Annotated in this window: 13 protein-coding genes and 1 tRNA gene; 2 read left to right on the top strand and 12 right to left on the bottom strand. The window is 67.6% G+C overall.

Translation table 11 applies throughout. The annotated features are described in order from the left end of the window. Positions 1–2 precede the first annotated feature (2 nt). From JWQ81_RS03530 to JWQ81_RS03490, 9 genes are read right to left on the bottom strand one after another with little or no spacing between them, the layout of a single operon-like run. Positions 3–1,067 carry a nuclear transport factor 2 family protein gene (locus tag JWQ81_RS03530; protein WP_297537377.1) on the bottom strand — a complete coding sequence of 355 codons (1,065 nt, stop codon included), beginning with the start codon at positions 1,065–1,067 and terminating at the stop codon, positions 3–5. Positions 1,068–1,075: 8 nt separating this feature from the next. Beyond that, positions 1,076–2,350, bottom strand: coding sequence for a VOC family protein (locus JWQ81_RS03525; RefSeq protein WP_297537375.1), 1,275 nt, complete (start codon positions 2,348–2,350; stop codon positions 1,076–1,078). Positions 2,351–2,353: 3 nt separating this feature from the next. Beyond that, complete coding sequence (locus JWQ81_RS03520) at positions 2,354–3,217, bottom strand: fumarylacetoacetate hydrolase family protein (RefSeq protein WP_297537373.1); 864 nt, start codon at positions 3,215–3,217, stop codon at positions 2,354–2,356. Next, positions 3,214–4,296 (bottom strand): oligopeptide/dipeptide ABC transporter ATP-binding protein, encoded by a 1,083-nt coding sequence (locus JWQ81_RS03515; protein WP_297537371.1) that lies wholly within the window; start codon positions 4,294–4,296, stop codon positions 3,214–3,216. The genes JWQ81_RS03520 and JWQ81_RS03515 overlap by 4 nt, the downstream gene beginning before the upstream one ends. Next, positions 4,293–5,300 carry an ABC transporter ATP-binding protein gene (locus JWQ81_RS03510; RefSeq protein WP_297537369.1) on the bottom strand — a complete coding sequence of 336 codons (1,008 nt, stop codon included), beginning with the start codon at positions 5,298–5,300 and terminating at the stop codon, positions 4,293–4,295. The genes JWQ81_RS03515 and JWQ81_RS03510 overlap by 4 nt, the downstream gene beginning before the upstream one ends. Position 5,301: 1 nt before the next feature. After that, positions 5,302–6,189 carry an ABC transporter permease gene (locus JWQ81_RS03505; RefSeq protein ID WP_297537367.1) on the bottom strand — a complete coding sequence of 296 codons (888 nt, stop codon included), beginning with the start codon at positions 6,187–6,189 and terminating at the stop codon, positions 5,302–5,304. Further along, positions 6,186–7,130 carry an ABC transporter permease gene (locus tag JWQ81_RS03500; RefSeq protein WP_297537365.1) on the bottom strand — a complete coding sequence of 315 codons (945 nt, stop codon included), beginning with the start codon at positions 7,128–7,130 and terminating at the stop codon, positions 6,186–6,188. Before JWQ81_RS03500 ends, JWQ81_RS03505 begins: the two co-directional genes overlap by 4 nt. A 30-nt stretch (positions 7,131–7,160) precedes the next feature. After that, complete coding sequence (locus tag JWQ81_RS03495; protein ID WP_297537363.1) at positions 7,161–7,880, bottom strand: SDR family oxidoreductase; 720 nt, start codon at positions 7,878–7,880, stop codon at positions 7,161–7,163. Then, the gene (locus JWQ81_RS03490) at positions 7,877–9,394 is read right to left on the bottom strand and encodes an ABC transporter substrate-binding protein (RefSeq protein ID WP_297537361.1); all 1,518 of its coding nucleotides are present in this window, start codon (positions 9,392–9,394) and stop codon (positions 7,877–7,879) included. The genes JWQ81_RS03495 and JWQ81_RS03490 overlap by 4 nt, the downstream gene beginning before the upstream one ends. 413 nt (positions 9,395–9,807) lie before the next feature. Here JWQ81_RS03490 and JWQ81_RS03485 point away from each other — a divergent pair, with 413 nt between their 5' ends. Then, positions 9,808–10,125, top strand: a complete 318-nt coding sequence (locus JWQ81_RS03485; RefSeq protein WP_297537358.1) for a hypothetical protein — start codon at positions 9,808–9,810, stop codon at positions 10,123–10,125. A 224-nt stretch (positions 10,126–10,349) separates the two neighbouring features. Next, positions 10,350–11,726, top strand: a complete 1,377-nt coding sequence (locus tag JWQ81_RS03480) for a recombinase family protein (RefSeq protein WP_297537356.1) — start codon at positions 10,350–10,352, stop codon at positions 11,724–11,726. A gap of 480 nt (positions 11,727–12,206) precedes the next feature. Here JWQ81_RS03480 and JWQ81_RS03475 read toward each other — a convergent pair. The 3 genes from JWQ81_RS03475 to JWQ81_RS03465 form a co-directional block, all read right to left on the bottom strand. Further along, positions 12,207–12,282, bottom strand: a tRNA-Ala gene (locus tag JWQ81_RS03475). Positions 12,283–12,336: 54 nt separating this feature from the next. Then, entirely contained in the window at positions 12,337–13,134 is a 798-nt protein-coding gene (gene glpR, locus JWQ81_RS03470; protein WP_297537354.1) for a gephyrin-like molybdotransferase receptor GlpR, read from the bottom strand. 161 nt (positions 13,135–13,295) lie between these two features. Further along, positions 13,296–13,967 (bottom strand): GNAT family protein, encoded by a 672-nt coding sequence (locus JWQ81_RS03465; RefSeq protein WP_297537352.1) that lies wholly within the window; start codon positions 13,965–13,967, stop codon positions 13,296–13,298. Position 13,968 lies beyond the last annotated feature (1 nt).

The following is a 13,968-nucleotide window of genomic DNA, read 5'->3' as shown; positions in this document are numbered from 1 at the left end:
GCTCAACTGCCTCTGGGCACGTTCAGGTGCGAGTACAGCGGATCGTCCGGGCCGAACGCGCCGCGCAGCAGCTTCGCTTCGTCGAGGCCGACCAGGTCCCAGTAGGGCCGGCCGGATTCGTCCACCCTGCTCCAGTCGAACACCACGTCGCGATGCGCGATCCCCCAGCGTCCCTCCCGGCGCTCCATTTTGTCCAGGTAGCGGCCGCCGATCCGGCTCTGGGTCTCGACGCCGTTCTCCTGCCGGATCACCAGGGCGATGTGGTAGCTCTCGACCTCGGCCCGGTCGCCGTCCAGCTCGATCAGGACGTTGGAGACGAAGTGCCACAGCCCGTTCACCGGCGCGGTGGAGTCCGGCGAGATCATCGAGACCTCGCTGATGAAGTCCGCCGCGGTCCCGGCGAAACCCTCGTGGTTTTCGGTCGCCCCGGGGTGGTAGCAGCTCAAGGCCAATGCGAGATCGCGACGATCCCCCGCCCGGGCGCGGCGGTACAGCAGCTCGGTGATCTCGTGCTTGGCCACTAGCTCGGCCACCGCGGCCGTGCTGTCAGGCGAAGTAGCTTCCCCGCCGGCTTGGTGGTTCGTCATACGTCCTCCGGAAAAGCGTTTCGCTGGTTGGCCGGGTAGCTGGTCGCCGGTCGCCGGGAACGATCGCGACCAGTCGTAGACGACCGTGCGGCTGCGCAGCCGCCAGTGCCCGTCCAGTCGCTCGCACACGTCGAGGTAGCGACCGCCGATGTCCACGTCGTACTCGCCGGAGCCGAGCACCAGCCGGTGATAGGCCAGGTGATACGACTCCACCCGCGCGCTGTCCACCGAGTCGAAGTCGACGAGCAGGTTGGCGATGGTGTGGCGCTGCGGCCCATATCTGCCGTCGCTGTAGTTGTTGTGGCGCAGGTAGTCGGCGAACTCCTCGATCGTGCCGCCGAAGATGCCGTGCTCGTCCCGAGACCCGGGAACGTGCTCGGCCACGATCGCGTCCGGGTCCTTCGCGTCGGCGGCCCGGCCCCGCCGGGCGAGCAGTTCACCGATTTCCTGACAGGCGAGCAGGGTCTCGACCGCGGCCATGGCGCGGCTCATTCCCACGGCCCCAGGAACTGCTGGCCGCCGAAGACGTCGGCGGGGGCGTCGATCAGCTCGGGCCAGTCGGCCACCGCCCCGGAAACGGTGGTGGGCAACGGGTCGGTGGGTGCGCACTGACGCTGGTAGTAGTACAGCTGCACGAGGTTGCCGTCGGGGTCGCGCAGATGGCTGACGTAGTCGAAGCCGGGAACCAGTTCCGCGGGAACGTCGACTTCTTCGGCGCCCCTGGCCACCATGTAGTCGACCGCCGCGCGGAGCTGGCGGTAGTTGGCCAGCCGGAACCCGAGTGCCATGGAGTCGTTGCGGCCGTTGAGACCGAGCGCGTCACGCAAGCCGGTCTCGTACAGGGCGAGGTTGTGATGGTCGGTTCCGCAGCTGAGCAGCACCCCGCGATGGCCCTGCCATTCGACGTCGCGACGGACGTCGAAACCGAGCACTTGGGTGTAGAAGCGTTGCGTGTCTTCGAGATCCTCGACGAACAGACTGACCGGCCCGATGCCGACGATCTTGAACGGGCGTCGCATGAGCACCCCGTCCACGGCGAACGAGCCGGGCGCCGAGACCTCCGCGCGATGACCGGACAGGACGTCGATGCCCGCTCCCCCGGCGCCGGCCACCTCGGTGGCCTCCGACGCCTGCGGCAGGGTCGGGCGCTCGTTGAGCACGCCGGTCCACATCGGACGCGGTTTGCTCAGCCCGTCCCAGCCGATCTGCTCCATACCGTAGAACAGCTCGTTGATATGACCTTCGGGGTCGAACAGGTAGGTGTGCCAGTTCGAGCCGGGCATGTCCCGTCCGGACCGCATCAGCCGCTCACCCCGGCCCCAGATCCACTCGGCACCGTTGACCACCTCGGCGAGGCTGCCGACCTGCCAGGTGACCTGGTTGATCGACGCACCGGCCGAGCCGTTGGCCTGCCCGACCCAGTCCCACACCTGCTGGCTGATGAACACCAGCTGGTGATGCTCGCTGCCGAAACGGGTGAAGTGCAGCAACCGCTCGTTCGGGGTCAAGGTCTCCTGCTCCTCGGCCGGCAGGCGCGACGGCATCGTGCCGGACTGGTCGGAGATGATCAGACCGAGACCGTCCACATAGAACTCGAGCATCGCGTCGGTGTCGACGCAGTTGTACCCGAAGTGCCCGAGCCGGCGGATCTTGAACGGGCGCTCGAGCCGTACGCCGCCGACGTCATGCCGCTCGTCGGCGAGCCCGGGACGCTCGGGCTGGCGCTCGGCCGGGCCCGGGGTACGAGTCTCTGTTTCCGTCACAGGTCAGCTCTCCTCTCGCACGATGGGGTTGCGCAGCAGGCCCACCTGGTCGATCTCGACCTCGACCACGTCTCCCGGGCTCATGAACACCTGCGGGGTCTGACGTGCGCCGACACCACCGGGGGTGCCGGTCACCACGACGTCGCCGGGCTGCAGTTCGCAGATCGTGGACAGGTAGTTGACTAGCTCCGGAATGCCGAAGATCATCTCACCGATCTTGGTCTGCTGCATGACCTTGCCGTTCAGCCGGGTGGTCAGCTGGGCGGCGGCGATATCCTCGACCTCGTCACGCGTGGTCAGCCACGGGCCGAACGCGCCGGTCCCGGCGAAGTTCTTGCCCGAGGTGATCTGCGTGGTGTGCCGCTGCCAGTCTCGGACCGAGCCGTCGTTGAAGCAGGAGTAGCCGGCGATCACGTCGTAGGCCTCGGACGGGGGAACGTGCCGGGCCCGCCGGCCGATCACCACCGCCAGCTCGCCTTCGTAGTCCAGCCGATCGGACACCGACGGCTGCACGATCGGTTCGAGGTGTCCGCACAGGCTGCCCGCCACCCGCAGGAAGAACGGTGGCGCCGAGGGCGGTTCCCAGTTGCCTTCCTTGACGTGGGTCGGATAGTTCAGCGCGGCGCACCACACCGCGTGGGAGTGCGGTACCACCGGCAGGAAGCGGATCTCGTCGGGGTCCAGCCGCGTACCCGAGGTCCGGGCCCGCTCGCCGATGTCGGCGAGCGCCTCTGGGCCGAGCTCGAGGAGCCCGCGCAGGTCGATGGGCACGTCCGCACCGAGCGAACGCAGATCGATCACCGAGCCGTCGTCGTCGTGGACACCGATCGACGGTCCCGCACCAGTCTCTATCGACGCAATCTTCACAAGCACGTTCCTTCCGCTACGGGCTGAGGACTTACCAGCGTGGGTTGTCCGGAGCTGGTCATCCGGGAGAGCAGCGCCTCCCCGGCCAGGCGAGGGTTGCCGGCGGTGACGTGGCAGGCGACGGCGTGCCCGTCGTGCCCGGTCTTCAGCGCCGGCTTCTCGACTGCGCAGATCGGCTGGGCGAGGGGGCAGCGCGGGTGGAAGGCGCAGCCGGACGGCGGATCGACCGGGGACGGCGGCTCACCGGCCAGCAGCACCCGGCGTCGGGCCCGCTGCGCGACCGGGTCGGCTGCCGGGGACGCGGAGACGAGCGAAGCGGTGTACGGGTGGCGGTACTGATGGGCCACGGCTCCGGCCGGTCCCACCTCGACGATCGAACCGAGGTACATCACCGCGATCCGGTCGCTCACCGCCTCGACGATGCCTAGGTCATGGGAGACGAACAGGTAGGCCAGCGCGAGGTCCCGTTGCAGATCGCGCAGGAGCCCCAGCACCTGTGCCCGGGTGGAGACGTCCAAGGCGGACACCGGCTCGTCGCAGAACACCAGGCGCGGCCGCGTGATCAGCGCCCGGGCGATGACGAGCCGCTGGCGCTGTCCCCCGGAGAACGCTCCGGGGAGGCGATCCACGACATCCGCGTCGAGCCCGACCAGTCCGAGCATCTCGACGACGGCGGCCCGCTGTTCGGCCGGGTTCGCCGAACCGGTGACGCGCAGTGGTTCGGCCACACTCCGGCCGACCGTCCATCGTGGATCGAGCGCGGAATACGGATCTTGGAAGATCATCGTCATGTCCGACCGCAGCGAGCGAAGCTCGCCCGGGGGCAACGCTCGCAGGTCGCGGCCGGCGAAGCTGATCCGGCCGTCGTCGGCCTCGATCAGCCGCAGGGCCAGGCGGCCGAGGGTGGACTTCCCGGAGCCCGACTCGCCGACGATGCCCAGCGTGGTTCCGGCGTCGACCTCGAAACTGACATCGTCCACCGCGTGGACGAATTCGCGGGGCCTGCCCAGCATGTCCCGCCGGACGACGAAGTTCCGGCTGAGGTTGCGCACCGACAGCAGAGGAACCGGGGGCTTCATACGCCGACTCCTCTCAGGTCGAGCTCCGCTGTCCGGACGCAGCGAGCCGTCCGCTCGTCCTCCATCGCGAGCAGGACCGGCATGGCCGCCGTGCACTCCGGTTCCACCGCATACCCGCACCGCGCGGCGAAGCGGCACCCCGGCGGGAAGTTCCCGGCTCGTGGGGGCTGGCCCGGAATACCGGTCAGGTCCTGGGCCGCGCCGACGCGGGGCAACGAGCGCAGCAGGCGCTCGGTGTAGGGATGCCGGGGCCGGTGGAACAGCTGCTCGGTGGCGGCCTGTTCGACGATCTGACCGGCGTACATCACCGCGACCCGGTCGCACACCTCGGCCACGACACCCAGGTCGTGGGTCGTGATGATCGTCGACATGTGCATCGTGACGGCCAGGGTCTTGATGAGCTCCAGGATCTGGGCCTGGGTCGTGGCGTCCAGTGCGGTGGTCGGTTCGTCGGCGATCAGCACCTTCGGTTCACCCGCGATGGCGAGGGCGATCATCACGCGCTGCCGCATCCCGCCGGACAGTTGGTGCGGGTACTGGTCGATGCGGCGGCGCGGGTCCGCGATGCCGACCAGGCCGAGCAGCTCGAGAGCTCGTTGCCGTGCCTGGGGCCGTTTGAGGCCGGTGTGCCGGCGTAGCACCGAGGTCAGCTGGTAGCCGGTGGTGAAGGCGGGATCCAGCGAGGTCATCGGATCCTGGAAGATCATGCCGATCTCCTTGCCGCGGACCGCCCGCATCGCCGGTTCGGGCAGGTCGAGCAGCTCCCGGCCGAACAACGTCACCGATCCCGACGTCACCCGGGCCACCCGCGGGTCGAGAAGGCGGGCCAGCGCCAGGCTGGTCAGCGACTTGCCCGACCCCGACTCGCCGACCAGTCCGACGATCTCCTGGCGGGCGACGGTCAGGTTCGCCCCGGTCACCACGGGCAGCGGCCGGCCCCCGCCGACCAGCGCGATCTCGAGGCCCTGTATCGAAAGCGCCACGTCGTGCGTCTGAGTGCTCATCTCAGCGATCCCCTCCGGCCGAGGTCATGGCCTGCACGGCGTCACTGACCAGGGAGACGCACAGCACCACCAGGACGATGACGAGGCCGGGTTCGATGGTCAGCTGCGGTGCGGAGTTCAGCAGGTTGGCCGCGCTGGTGAGCATGCTCCCCAGGCTGGCGCTGGGAGGCTGCGTACCGAGACCGAGGTAGCTCAGCGCGGCCTCGGCGAGGATCCCGAAGGCGAAGGTCGTCGACGTCACTACGACGAGCGCGGCGGCGACGTTGCCCAGCACGTGGTCGACCACGATCCGGGCCGTCTTCTGCCCCATCGAACGGCTTGCCTCGATGTAGGTCTCCCCCGCGACCGTCGACGCCGCGGCCCGCGAGACGCGGTAGAAGGTGGGCGAGAACGCGACGCCGATCGAGACCATCGCGGGGGTCAGCTGACGGCCCAGCACGGCGACGACGGCGATCGCCAGGATCAGCGCGGGGATGCTCTGGACCGCGTCGAAGGCACGGCTCAGCACGCTGTCCACGCGGCCGCCGACCGTGCCGGTGAGCAAGCCCAGCGGCACGCCCAAGACGGCGCCGACCACCGTCGCCTGCAGCGCCGCCCACAGCGAGATCCGGGTCCCGGACAGCAAGCGCGCCAGCTGGTCGCGGCCGAGTTCGTCGGTGCCCAGCAGATGACGGGCGCTCGGCCCTTGGAGGCGGTCCAGCAGCACCTGGGAGTTCGGATCGGGCACGGGCAGCACCGGTGCCAGCACGGCGACCAGCACGACCACCACGAACACCGCCAAGGCGATCACGGCCAGGCGATGCCGCCGGAACGCGTGCCAGGCACCGGGCCTCGCGCTGGGGATGGACGGAGTAACCAGGGCCGATGGACCGACCACGTCGTCGATCATGTTTTCCTCGCCTTCGGAGCCAGGTAGTAGCAGGTGACATCGGCCAGCAGGTTCGCCGCCATCACCACGGCCGCGGTGACCAGCACGACGCCGAGCACGATCGGCAGGTCGGAGCTCAGCGCCGCCTGTACCGCCATCGAGCCGATGCCCTGCATGCCGTACACCGACTCGACCACCGCCGCGATGCCGATCATCCGGCCGAGCTGCAGGCCGAGCAGGGTCACCGACGGCACCAGCGCGTTCTTGGCCACCCGTGTCCGGAGCAGCTCGCCCTCGGCGATGCCGCCGGCACGCGCTGTCCGCACGTAGTCCTGGCGCACCACGATGGCGGCCGACGCCCTGGTCTGCCGGTACAGCGCGCAAATCTGGGGCAGGCTGATCGCCATCACCGGGATGGCGAGGTATTGGACGTCCCGCCAGAGGTCGGCGGTGATCACCGTGGTGCCGGTGCCGGGCAGCAGGTGCAGTTTCTGGCTGAGGATCAGGACCAGCAGCAGGGCGACCCAGAACTCCGGCATCGCCAGCAGGAGGCCGGCGGCCGCGCCGGCGATCCGGTCCACGCGGCCACCGGGCCGCATGCCCGCGTACAGGCCGAGCGGCACGGCCACCGCCACGGTGACCACAATGGACGCCAGTACCAGCGCCGCCGTGATCGGCAGGCCTTGGGCGATCTTGGTGGTGACCGGGACGTTGCTGTACCACGACTGGCCGAGGTCGCCGTGGAACAGCCGGGACAACCAGCGCCCGTACCGTTGCAGCGTCGATTGGTCGAGGCCAAGCTGGTGGCGCAGGGCCGTGACCGAGGCCGGGTTCGCCCCTTCGCCGAGGATGGCCCGTGCCGGATCGGCGGAGGACACCGCGGTCAAGGCGAACACGCCGAAGCTGACGACCAGCAGCAGCGGTACGGCGATGGCGAATCGGCGGCCGATCATCTTCAGCATCAGCGCCTCCCTGGCGGGATCGGGGTGTGTTCAGATGCGGGCACGGAGGCCTCCGTCGACGACCAGGTCGCTGCCGGTCATGTACCGGCTTTCGGCCGAGGCGAGAAAGCTGACCAGCGCTGAGATCTCCGCCGGTGCCGCGATCCGCTTGAGCGGGATGCCGGCGGCGATCTCCTCGAGCGGCAGTTCGGCATTGGCTGCCATCTGGGTGTCCACCCAGCCCGGCACGATCGTGTTGACCCGGACCCCGGTGCCCGCCAGTTCGACCGCCGCCGTGCGCGTCATGCCCCGGATCGCCCATTTGCTGGCCTGGTAAGGGATCCTGCCGGGTATGCCGCCCATTCCGGCCACCGAGGAGATGTTGATGATCGAGCCGGTGCCGGCGGCGCGCATCGCCGGGATCACCGCCCGCATGCCGAGGAAGCAGCCGAACTGGTTGACTTCCACGACCTGGCGGTAGGTCTCGTGGGAGGTCTCTTCGACGGGCAGGCTGGGGCCGGTGATCCCGGCGTTGTTCACCAGGACGTCGATGTGCCCGTACTCGGCGAGGACCTCGCCGACCACCTGCGTCCAGTTCCGTTCATCGGCGACGTCCAGCACGTGGAAGTCGCCGGTGAACCCGCTCGGCACGGTGCCTGACAGGTCCGTCGCGACCACGCGCAGGCCGTCCGAGGTGAGCCGGCGGGCATGTTCGGCGCCTTGCCCGAACGAGGCACCGGTCACCAGCGCGACGCGGGCGGACGCGCTCACGAGACGCTCGCGGCGCCGGTGGCCAGGACCAGCGGGTCGCGGGCGCTGACCCCGGACACTCCCTTGGCGGTGGCGTACTGCAGGTCCTGGTTGAGGATCACCACGTTGAACGCCGTGTCCTGGTAGGCCGCGGACACCTTCCGGTAGGCCGTGACCCGGGCGGCCTGGGTGGTCGCCGCGTCGGCGGCGACCAGAGCTCCGGCCAGCGCCGGTTCGTGGTAGCCGCCGGGGTTGTAAGCGGGAGCGGACATCGTCGCCAGCGGAATGGCCGGGTCGGCTCCGCCGGTGTTGACCGAGTAGTAGGCCTGGGCCGTTCCGGCGTCGAGGGCCGGAAGCAGCTGCGCGACCGGCATCGGGGAGATGGTCATCGTGATGGCCGCTTTGGCCAGCATCTGCTGGATGGCGGTCAGTTCGGTCTGTAGCTGCGTGCCGGCGGAGGAAACCACCGCGGTGAAGGCGATCCCGCCCGGGTGGCCGGCCTGGGCAAGCAGTTCCTTGGCCCGGTCGACATCCGGTGCCGGTGTGGCCAGCGAGGGATCGTAGGCCCAGGATTTCGGCTGGACCGGCTGCGCGGTGGTGGTGCACGCACCGCCCAGCAGTGAGTCGCAGATCGTCTTGCGGTCGACGGCCAGCGACACGGCCTCGCGGACCTTCGGGTCGGCGAACACCCCGGACTTGTTGAGGTACAACAGATGCAGGTAACTGATGCCGGCATCGGCGACCGGCAACCCCGCCGAGGACAGTGTCTTCCCGTCGGTGGGCGCACCGGTCAACATGACGGCTTGGACGCTGTGGCCGGTCAGTCCGGGGACGAAGGTCGACTCCGCACCGACCCGGACATGGATGGTCTGGGCCTTCTGCACCGAGGGATTCCAGTAGCCCTTGTAGGCCGTGTAGACCATGTCGCTGCCCGGCTGGGAACTGTCCGAGACCTGCCAAGGCCCCGTCCCGACCGGATGGGTCGCGTAGTTCGCGTTCGACCAGGCCTTGGGGCTGCCCATCATCCCGGCGGGACCGGCGAGGAAGCCGAGCAGCGAACCCGCGGCCGACTTCAGGTGCAGCACGACCGTGGCCGGATCCGGGACGTCGACCGAACCGATGGCACCCAGCTGACCGCCGATCACCGACTTCGGGTTGGTCTTGCCCCGCTCGATGTTTCTCTTGATCGCCGCGGCGTCGAACGGGGTCCCGTCCTGGAACGTCACTCCGCCGCGCAAGGTCAAGGTGAGCGTCGTGCTGTCCGGTGCGTACTTCCACGCGGTGGCCAGCCCCGGCGTCACGGCACCCTGGGCATCTTCAGTCACCAGGGTGTCGAACACCGGCATCATGAACTCACCGCTGGACGGGGCGGCGTTCGTCTGCGGGTCGTAGTTCTGGCCGCCGTCGGCGGCCACCAGGACGGTGAGCGAACCACCGTCCCCACCCGGGTTCGACCCTTCCCCTGCCGCGGTACAGCCCGCGACTGTCAGCGCTGATACGGCGATTACGACCGCGGCGGTGCGGTGAGACCTCATGACTGCCACCTTCTCCGGACGGGTTCGGCCCGACGTTGGACCCGACCCCCCAACGGGCATGGTTGATACATTAAACATGCATGATTGGATACGCAAGGGGCTGACCCGGACTAGGCAAGAGAAACGTGAACCACATACGCGAAAGGCGCCCTGCCGCACAGCGGGAGAGCGCCTGCCGGCAAAGCAAGGGATCAGTACGTCGCGCGCGCGTCCTTGTCGCGGGATTGCAGACACACGGTTGAGCAGCGCCTGGCGGACTGGCGCACCAAGGCGGCCCGCACCCCTTGATGCTCGCCGTGCCACCGGTCCGACGCCCCGCCTTTCCCGGTGGCGTGTGGCTGCTCACCCAAGCGTTCACCGCACCCCGCGGCCCGAACGTGAGCGGTCACACCAACGCCGAGAAAGGACCGGCAATGACCGAACCACGCTCCGGCGTGAAGACGTTGGGCATCAAGTTGCCTGACGCCTTGCACGCGCAGTTCACGCTCGTCGCGCAGCTGGACGGCATTTCGCTGGGTGACGCCGTCCTGCGAGCCGTTGAGCTGTACGTCAGCACGAAGCGGCAAGAACCGGACTTCGCCGCCCGCGCCTCCGCTGCACTGGAGGAGATCGAGCGCGAAGCGGCGGCCCGACGCGGAGCCATTGAAGGCCTGTTGGGCACCAGCCCGGACCAGCCGGAGACCTCGCCGAAGCCGACCAGCCGCAGTCGCAAAACCGCGACCGACGAATAACCGCGCCGGTCTGGTGATGGATGGCTGCACTCCGCAGCCATCCATCACTACCCTTAACCGCCATTCCAACATTAGGACAGCATATCCTCTCTTGGCACTCCGTAAGAATGCTGAGAAAATTGAGGGAGAAAAAGATGTGAAACCAAGTATAGAGCGCACCACTAGGAGTGAAATGTGATGGAATCAATTATTGACCGCGAGCAACTCACACGCTAGGAGGAATTATGCCAACACCCGACGAACAACCACAGGAAACGACTTACTCCACCGACCGAAAGCAATTGGCGTTGGACGCCGTCCGCAGCATGCCATCACGCCTGGTCGTCAAGGAGACGGGTGCACCACCTGCCCGTGACGTACCTGTCGGATTCATCTATCTACGCGTCAGCACCAAGGAGCAAGCCCGGACTGGGGGCGGCGCTGAGGGCTACTCCATCCCGGCGCAGCGTGACGCCTGTTTAACCAAGGCACAGCAGATGGGGGCCATCATCGACCAAGAGTATGTCGATGCCGGGGAATCGGCTCGCTCAGCCGACCGCGACGATCTGCAACGTATGCTCAAAGACGTCAAGGCGATCCGGCCGGACTACGTCTACGTCCATAAGATCGACAGGCTGGCCCGCAACAGGGAAGACGATATTGCCATCAACCTGATGCTGCGCAAGTACGGCGTCAAGCTCATCTCCTGCACCGAGAACATCGACGACACGCCCAGCGGCAAGCTGCTCTACGGCCTGATGGCCGAGATTGCCCAGTTCTACTCCGGCAACTTGGCGCTCGAAGTGATGAAAGGCTTATTGCCTAAGGCCGAGGAGGGCGGAACGCCGTTCCGCGCGCCGCTCGGATACCTCAACCGTCGGGAAGCTCGCAATGGCGTCGAGGTCTCCTGGGTCGAACTGGACGCGGAACGCGCCGAAATCATCCGATGGTGCCTGGAGGAGTACGCCACTGGCGAGTGGAGCGCCATTGACCTCACGCTGGCGGCCGGAGCCAAGGGGCTGACAACTCGGCCCACGCCGACCCGGCCAAGCAAGCCCATCCCCCTGACCACGATGTACCACATCTTGGCCAATCCGTACTACATGGGCGTGGTCAGCTACCAGGGCATCCACTACGAGGGCAAGCACCCCGCGCTCATCGAGCCGGATACGTGGCTGGCAGTGCAAGCCGTCCTCGCTGCCCACAACCACACCGGCGAGAAGGACCGTGTCCACCTGCATTACTTGCGCAGCACCATCTACTGCTCAGCCTGTGGCGGTCGCCTGATCTTTTCCCAGAACACCGGCCGAGGCGGCACCTACCTGTACTACATGTGCGTCAAGAAGAAGACGAAGACCAATAACTGCCGTCGCCCGGCCGTGCGGGTGGAGAAGATCGAGGGCGGCATAGCTGACTTCTACGGCCGGTTCCAAGTCCCGCCCGCCTACGCCGAACAAATCCGCGCAGCCGTCCGGGCGGAGCTGGCCAGCCAGCAGACTGAAGCCAAGAGGGGTCTCACCGTGCCCTTGAGCGCAAGCAGCGCGTTGAAGACGAACGCAAGAAGCTGCTGGAAGCCCACTACGCCGGAGCCATCCCCCAAGACCTCCTGGCCAGCGAGATGAAACGGCTAACTTGGGCACTGGCTGAAGCTGAGAGAGAAATCTCAGCCGCCAAGACCACCAACAAGGACATCGAAGCCACCCTGGTCGCGGCACTCCAAGCGGCGAGCCACTGTGAAGCGGCATACCTCACAGCTCCGGACCCGATCAAGCGGCAGATCAACCAAGGCTTCTTCGTGAAGCTGTTCATCAGCGAAGACGGCAGCGTCGAGCGGGCCGAGCTCACGGAACCTTTCAAAGCAATGCTCGAAGCCGGGGAACCTCCCCAGACGGACTCAACCTCGACCCAAGGCACCAATTCCGCGCTCTCGGTCGTCCCTGACTCAATACGGACGCCGGACACGGCCAGTGCGACGTCTCGGCAGCTCACACCGTCCGGCGTGCTGGCGGCGACCTACGAGGCCGACCAGACCGTTACCGAACGTGCACAAAAAGCCACCCTCCGCGATATTCTCGCGGAGGGTGGTTTGAATGAGACCTATCTGGTGGAGCTGAGGGGAATCGAACCCCTGACCTTCTCGATGCGAACGAGACGCGCTACCAACTGTGCTACAGCCCCTCAATGACGCTTGAAAGAGCATATCAGCCGCTTTCGGAGCGTCCGGAAAGGGGGTTACTCACCGGAGGCGCGGCGGAATGACCTGGTCGCGGGGTCGTCGAGCTCGTGGAAGGCGGGGTCTTCGTCGTCGAGGTCGACGACGACGGCGTGGCGTCGCATGCGGGAGGTGGGTGAGGGTTTGCGCTCGACGACTTCGCGTCGTGCCGAGGACACGACTTCGACGTCTTCGACGGTGTCGTCGACGAGTGGGGCGCGCTCGTAGGTGCGTGCGGTGTTGTAGCGCGAGAGCCGTCGCTGGCGGATCTCTTCCTCGATGCGGACCTGGCGCCGGAGGTAGGCGAGGTACGCGACAAGTGTCACGTCGGCGAGGCCGTTGGCCCACCAGGCCATGACGAACATGAACCCGGCTACGGCCGCGCTCGCCACCACGAGGAGCAGCAGCGACACGACGACGCGCTGGCGGTAGGCGTACTTGGCGCGTGCGGCGATCTCGGCTGCTTCGGGGTCGAAGCCGCCTCGGCCCGGCCGGTATCCGTGGTGGCTTGATTCGGCGCGCACCCTGCTCTGCCGTGAAGGCTGCGGAAGCGGTTCGAGTTCTTCGTCCTCGTCCTCGAGGTCCGCATCGAGCTCGTCCTCGAGTTCGGCCAGGTCGTCCTCGACTGAAGGTTCAGCGTTGTCCGCCATGGCAAACCCTTCCCGCGCTTCGTTGCGTGCACTCCCGCTCCGCACCACCCTGGCGGCCATCGCCGAGTCGGCGGTGCGGGCGACCTGCTGCCGCTTCCGCGCGACCATGGGCACGAGAACAACGAGCCACGCCGCCGCCAGTGCGACGATGATCAACGAACTGGGCATCTCCCGTCACCTCCCCCGATCCTCTGCTTCCGTCACGCTAGTCACAGGAGTAACAGATCGCGCGGCGGCACGCCGACCTTTACCAGGAAAATGCATCACCGGATTAGGTGAATCTCACGCCATGTGGTAACGCGGCTACCCGGTCAGCGCGGTAATCACTGTCAGGTGTGCTCGGCCTTGCCCGCCGCGATCAGCCGCGACACCAGGCCGTTGCCGGTCTCCTCCGCGGTGATCGCGAAGCAGAGGTGGTCGCGCCAGTCGCCGGCCACGTCGAGGTAGCGCTGGAACAGCCCTTCCTCACGGAACCCGGATTTGACGAGAACTCGCAGGCTGGGGCCGTTTTCCGGGCGCACGGTGGCCTCGATGCGATGCAGCCCCGCCGAGGCGAAGACGTGATCAACGACCAGCGCCACCGCGGCCGTCGCGACACCGCCGCCGACCACTTCCGAGGACACCCAGTAGCCCACCCAGGCCGAACGCAGTGAGGCCCTGATCACATTACCGACGGTGATCTGGCCGGCCAATACACCGTCGACCGTGATCGAGAACGGCAGGCACTGGCCACGCCGCGCGAGCGACCGCAAGGCTGCCCATTGGGACGGCCAAGCGAGCAGCACATTGCGGTCCCGCCAGAGCCCCGGAGCGCTGGGTTCCCACTTCTCGAGGTGCTCACGGTCGCGGAGCCGGATGCGGCTCCACTCGCCGGCGTCGCGCAACCGCACCGGGCGCACGGCGACGACACCGGCCGGGACGCGCAGCGGCCCGAGTTTGGCCGGCCACCCAGGATGCCTGGTCTCGACGTTGTAGGGCATGCCCTGAACCGACTGGCTCATC

This window comes from Amycolatopsis sp., from assembly GCF_025464955.1.
GTDB lineage: Bacteria > Actinomycetota > Actinomycetes > Mycobacteriales > Pseudonocardiaceae > Amycolatopsis.
Note: the sequence above shows the minus strand (reverse complement) of the source record. Positions and strands in the feature narration are given on the sequence as shown.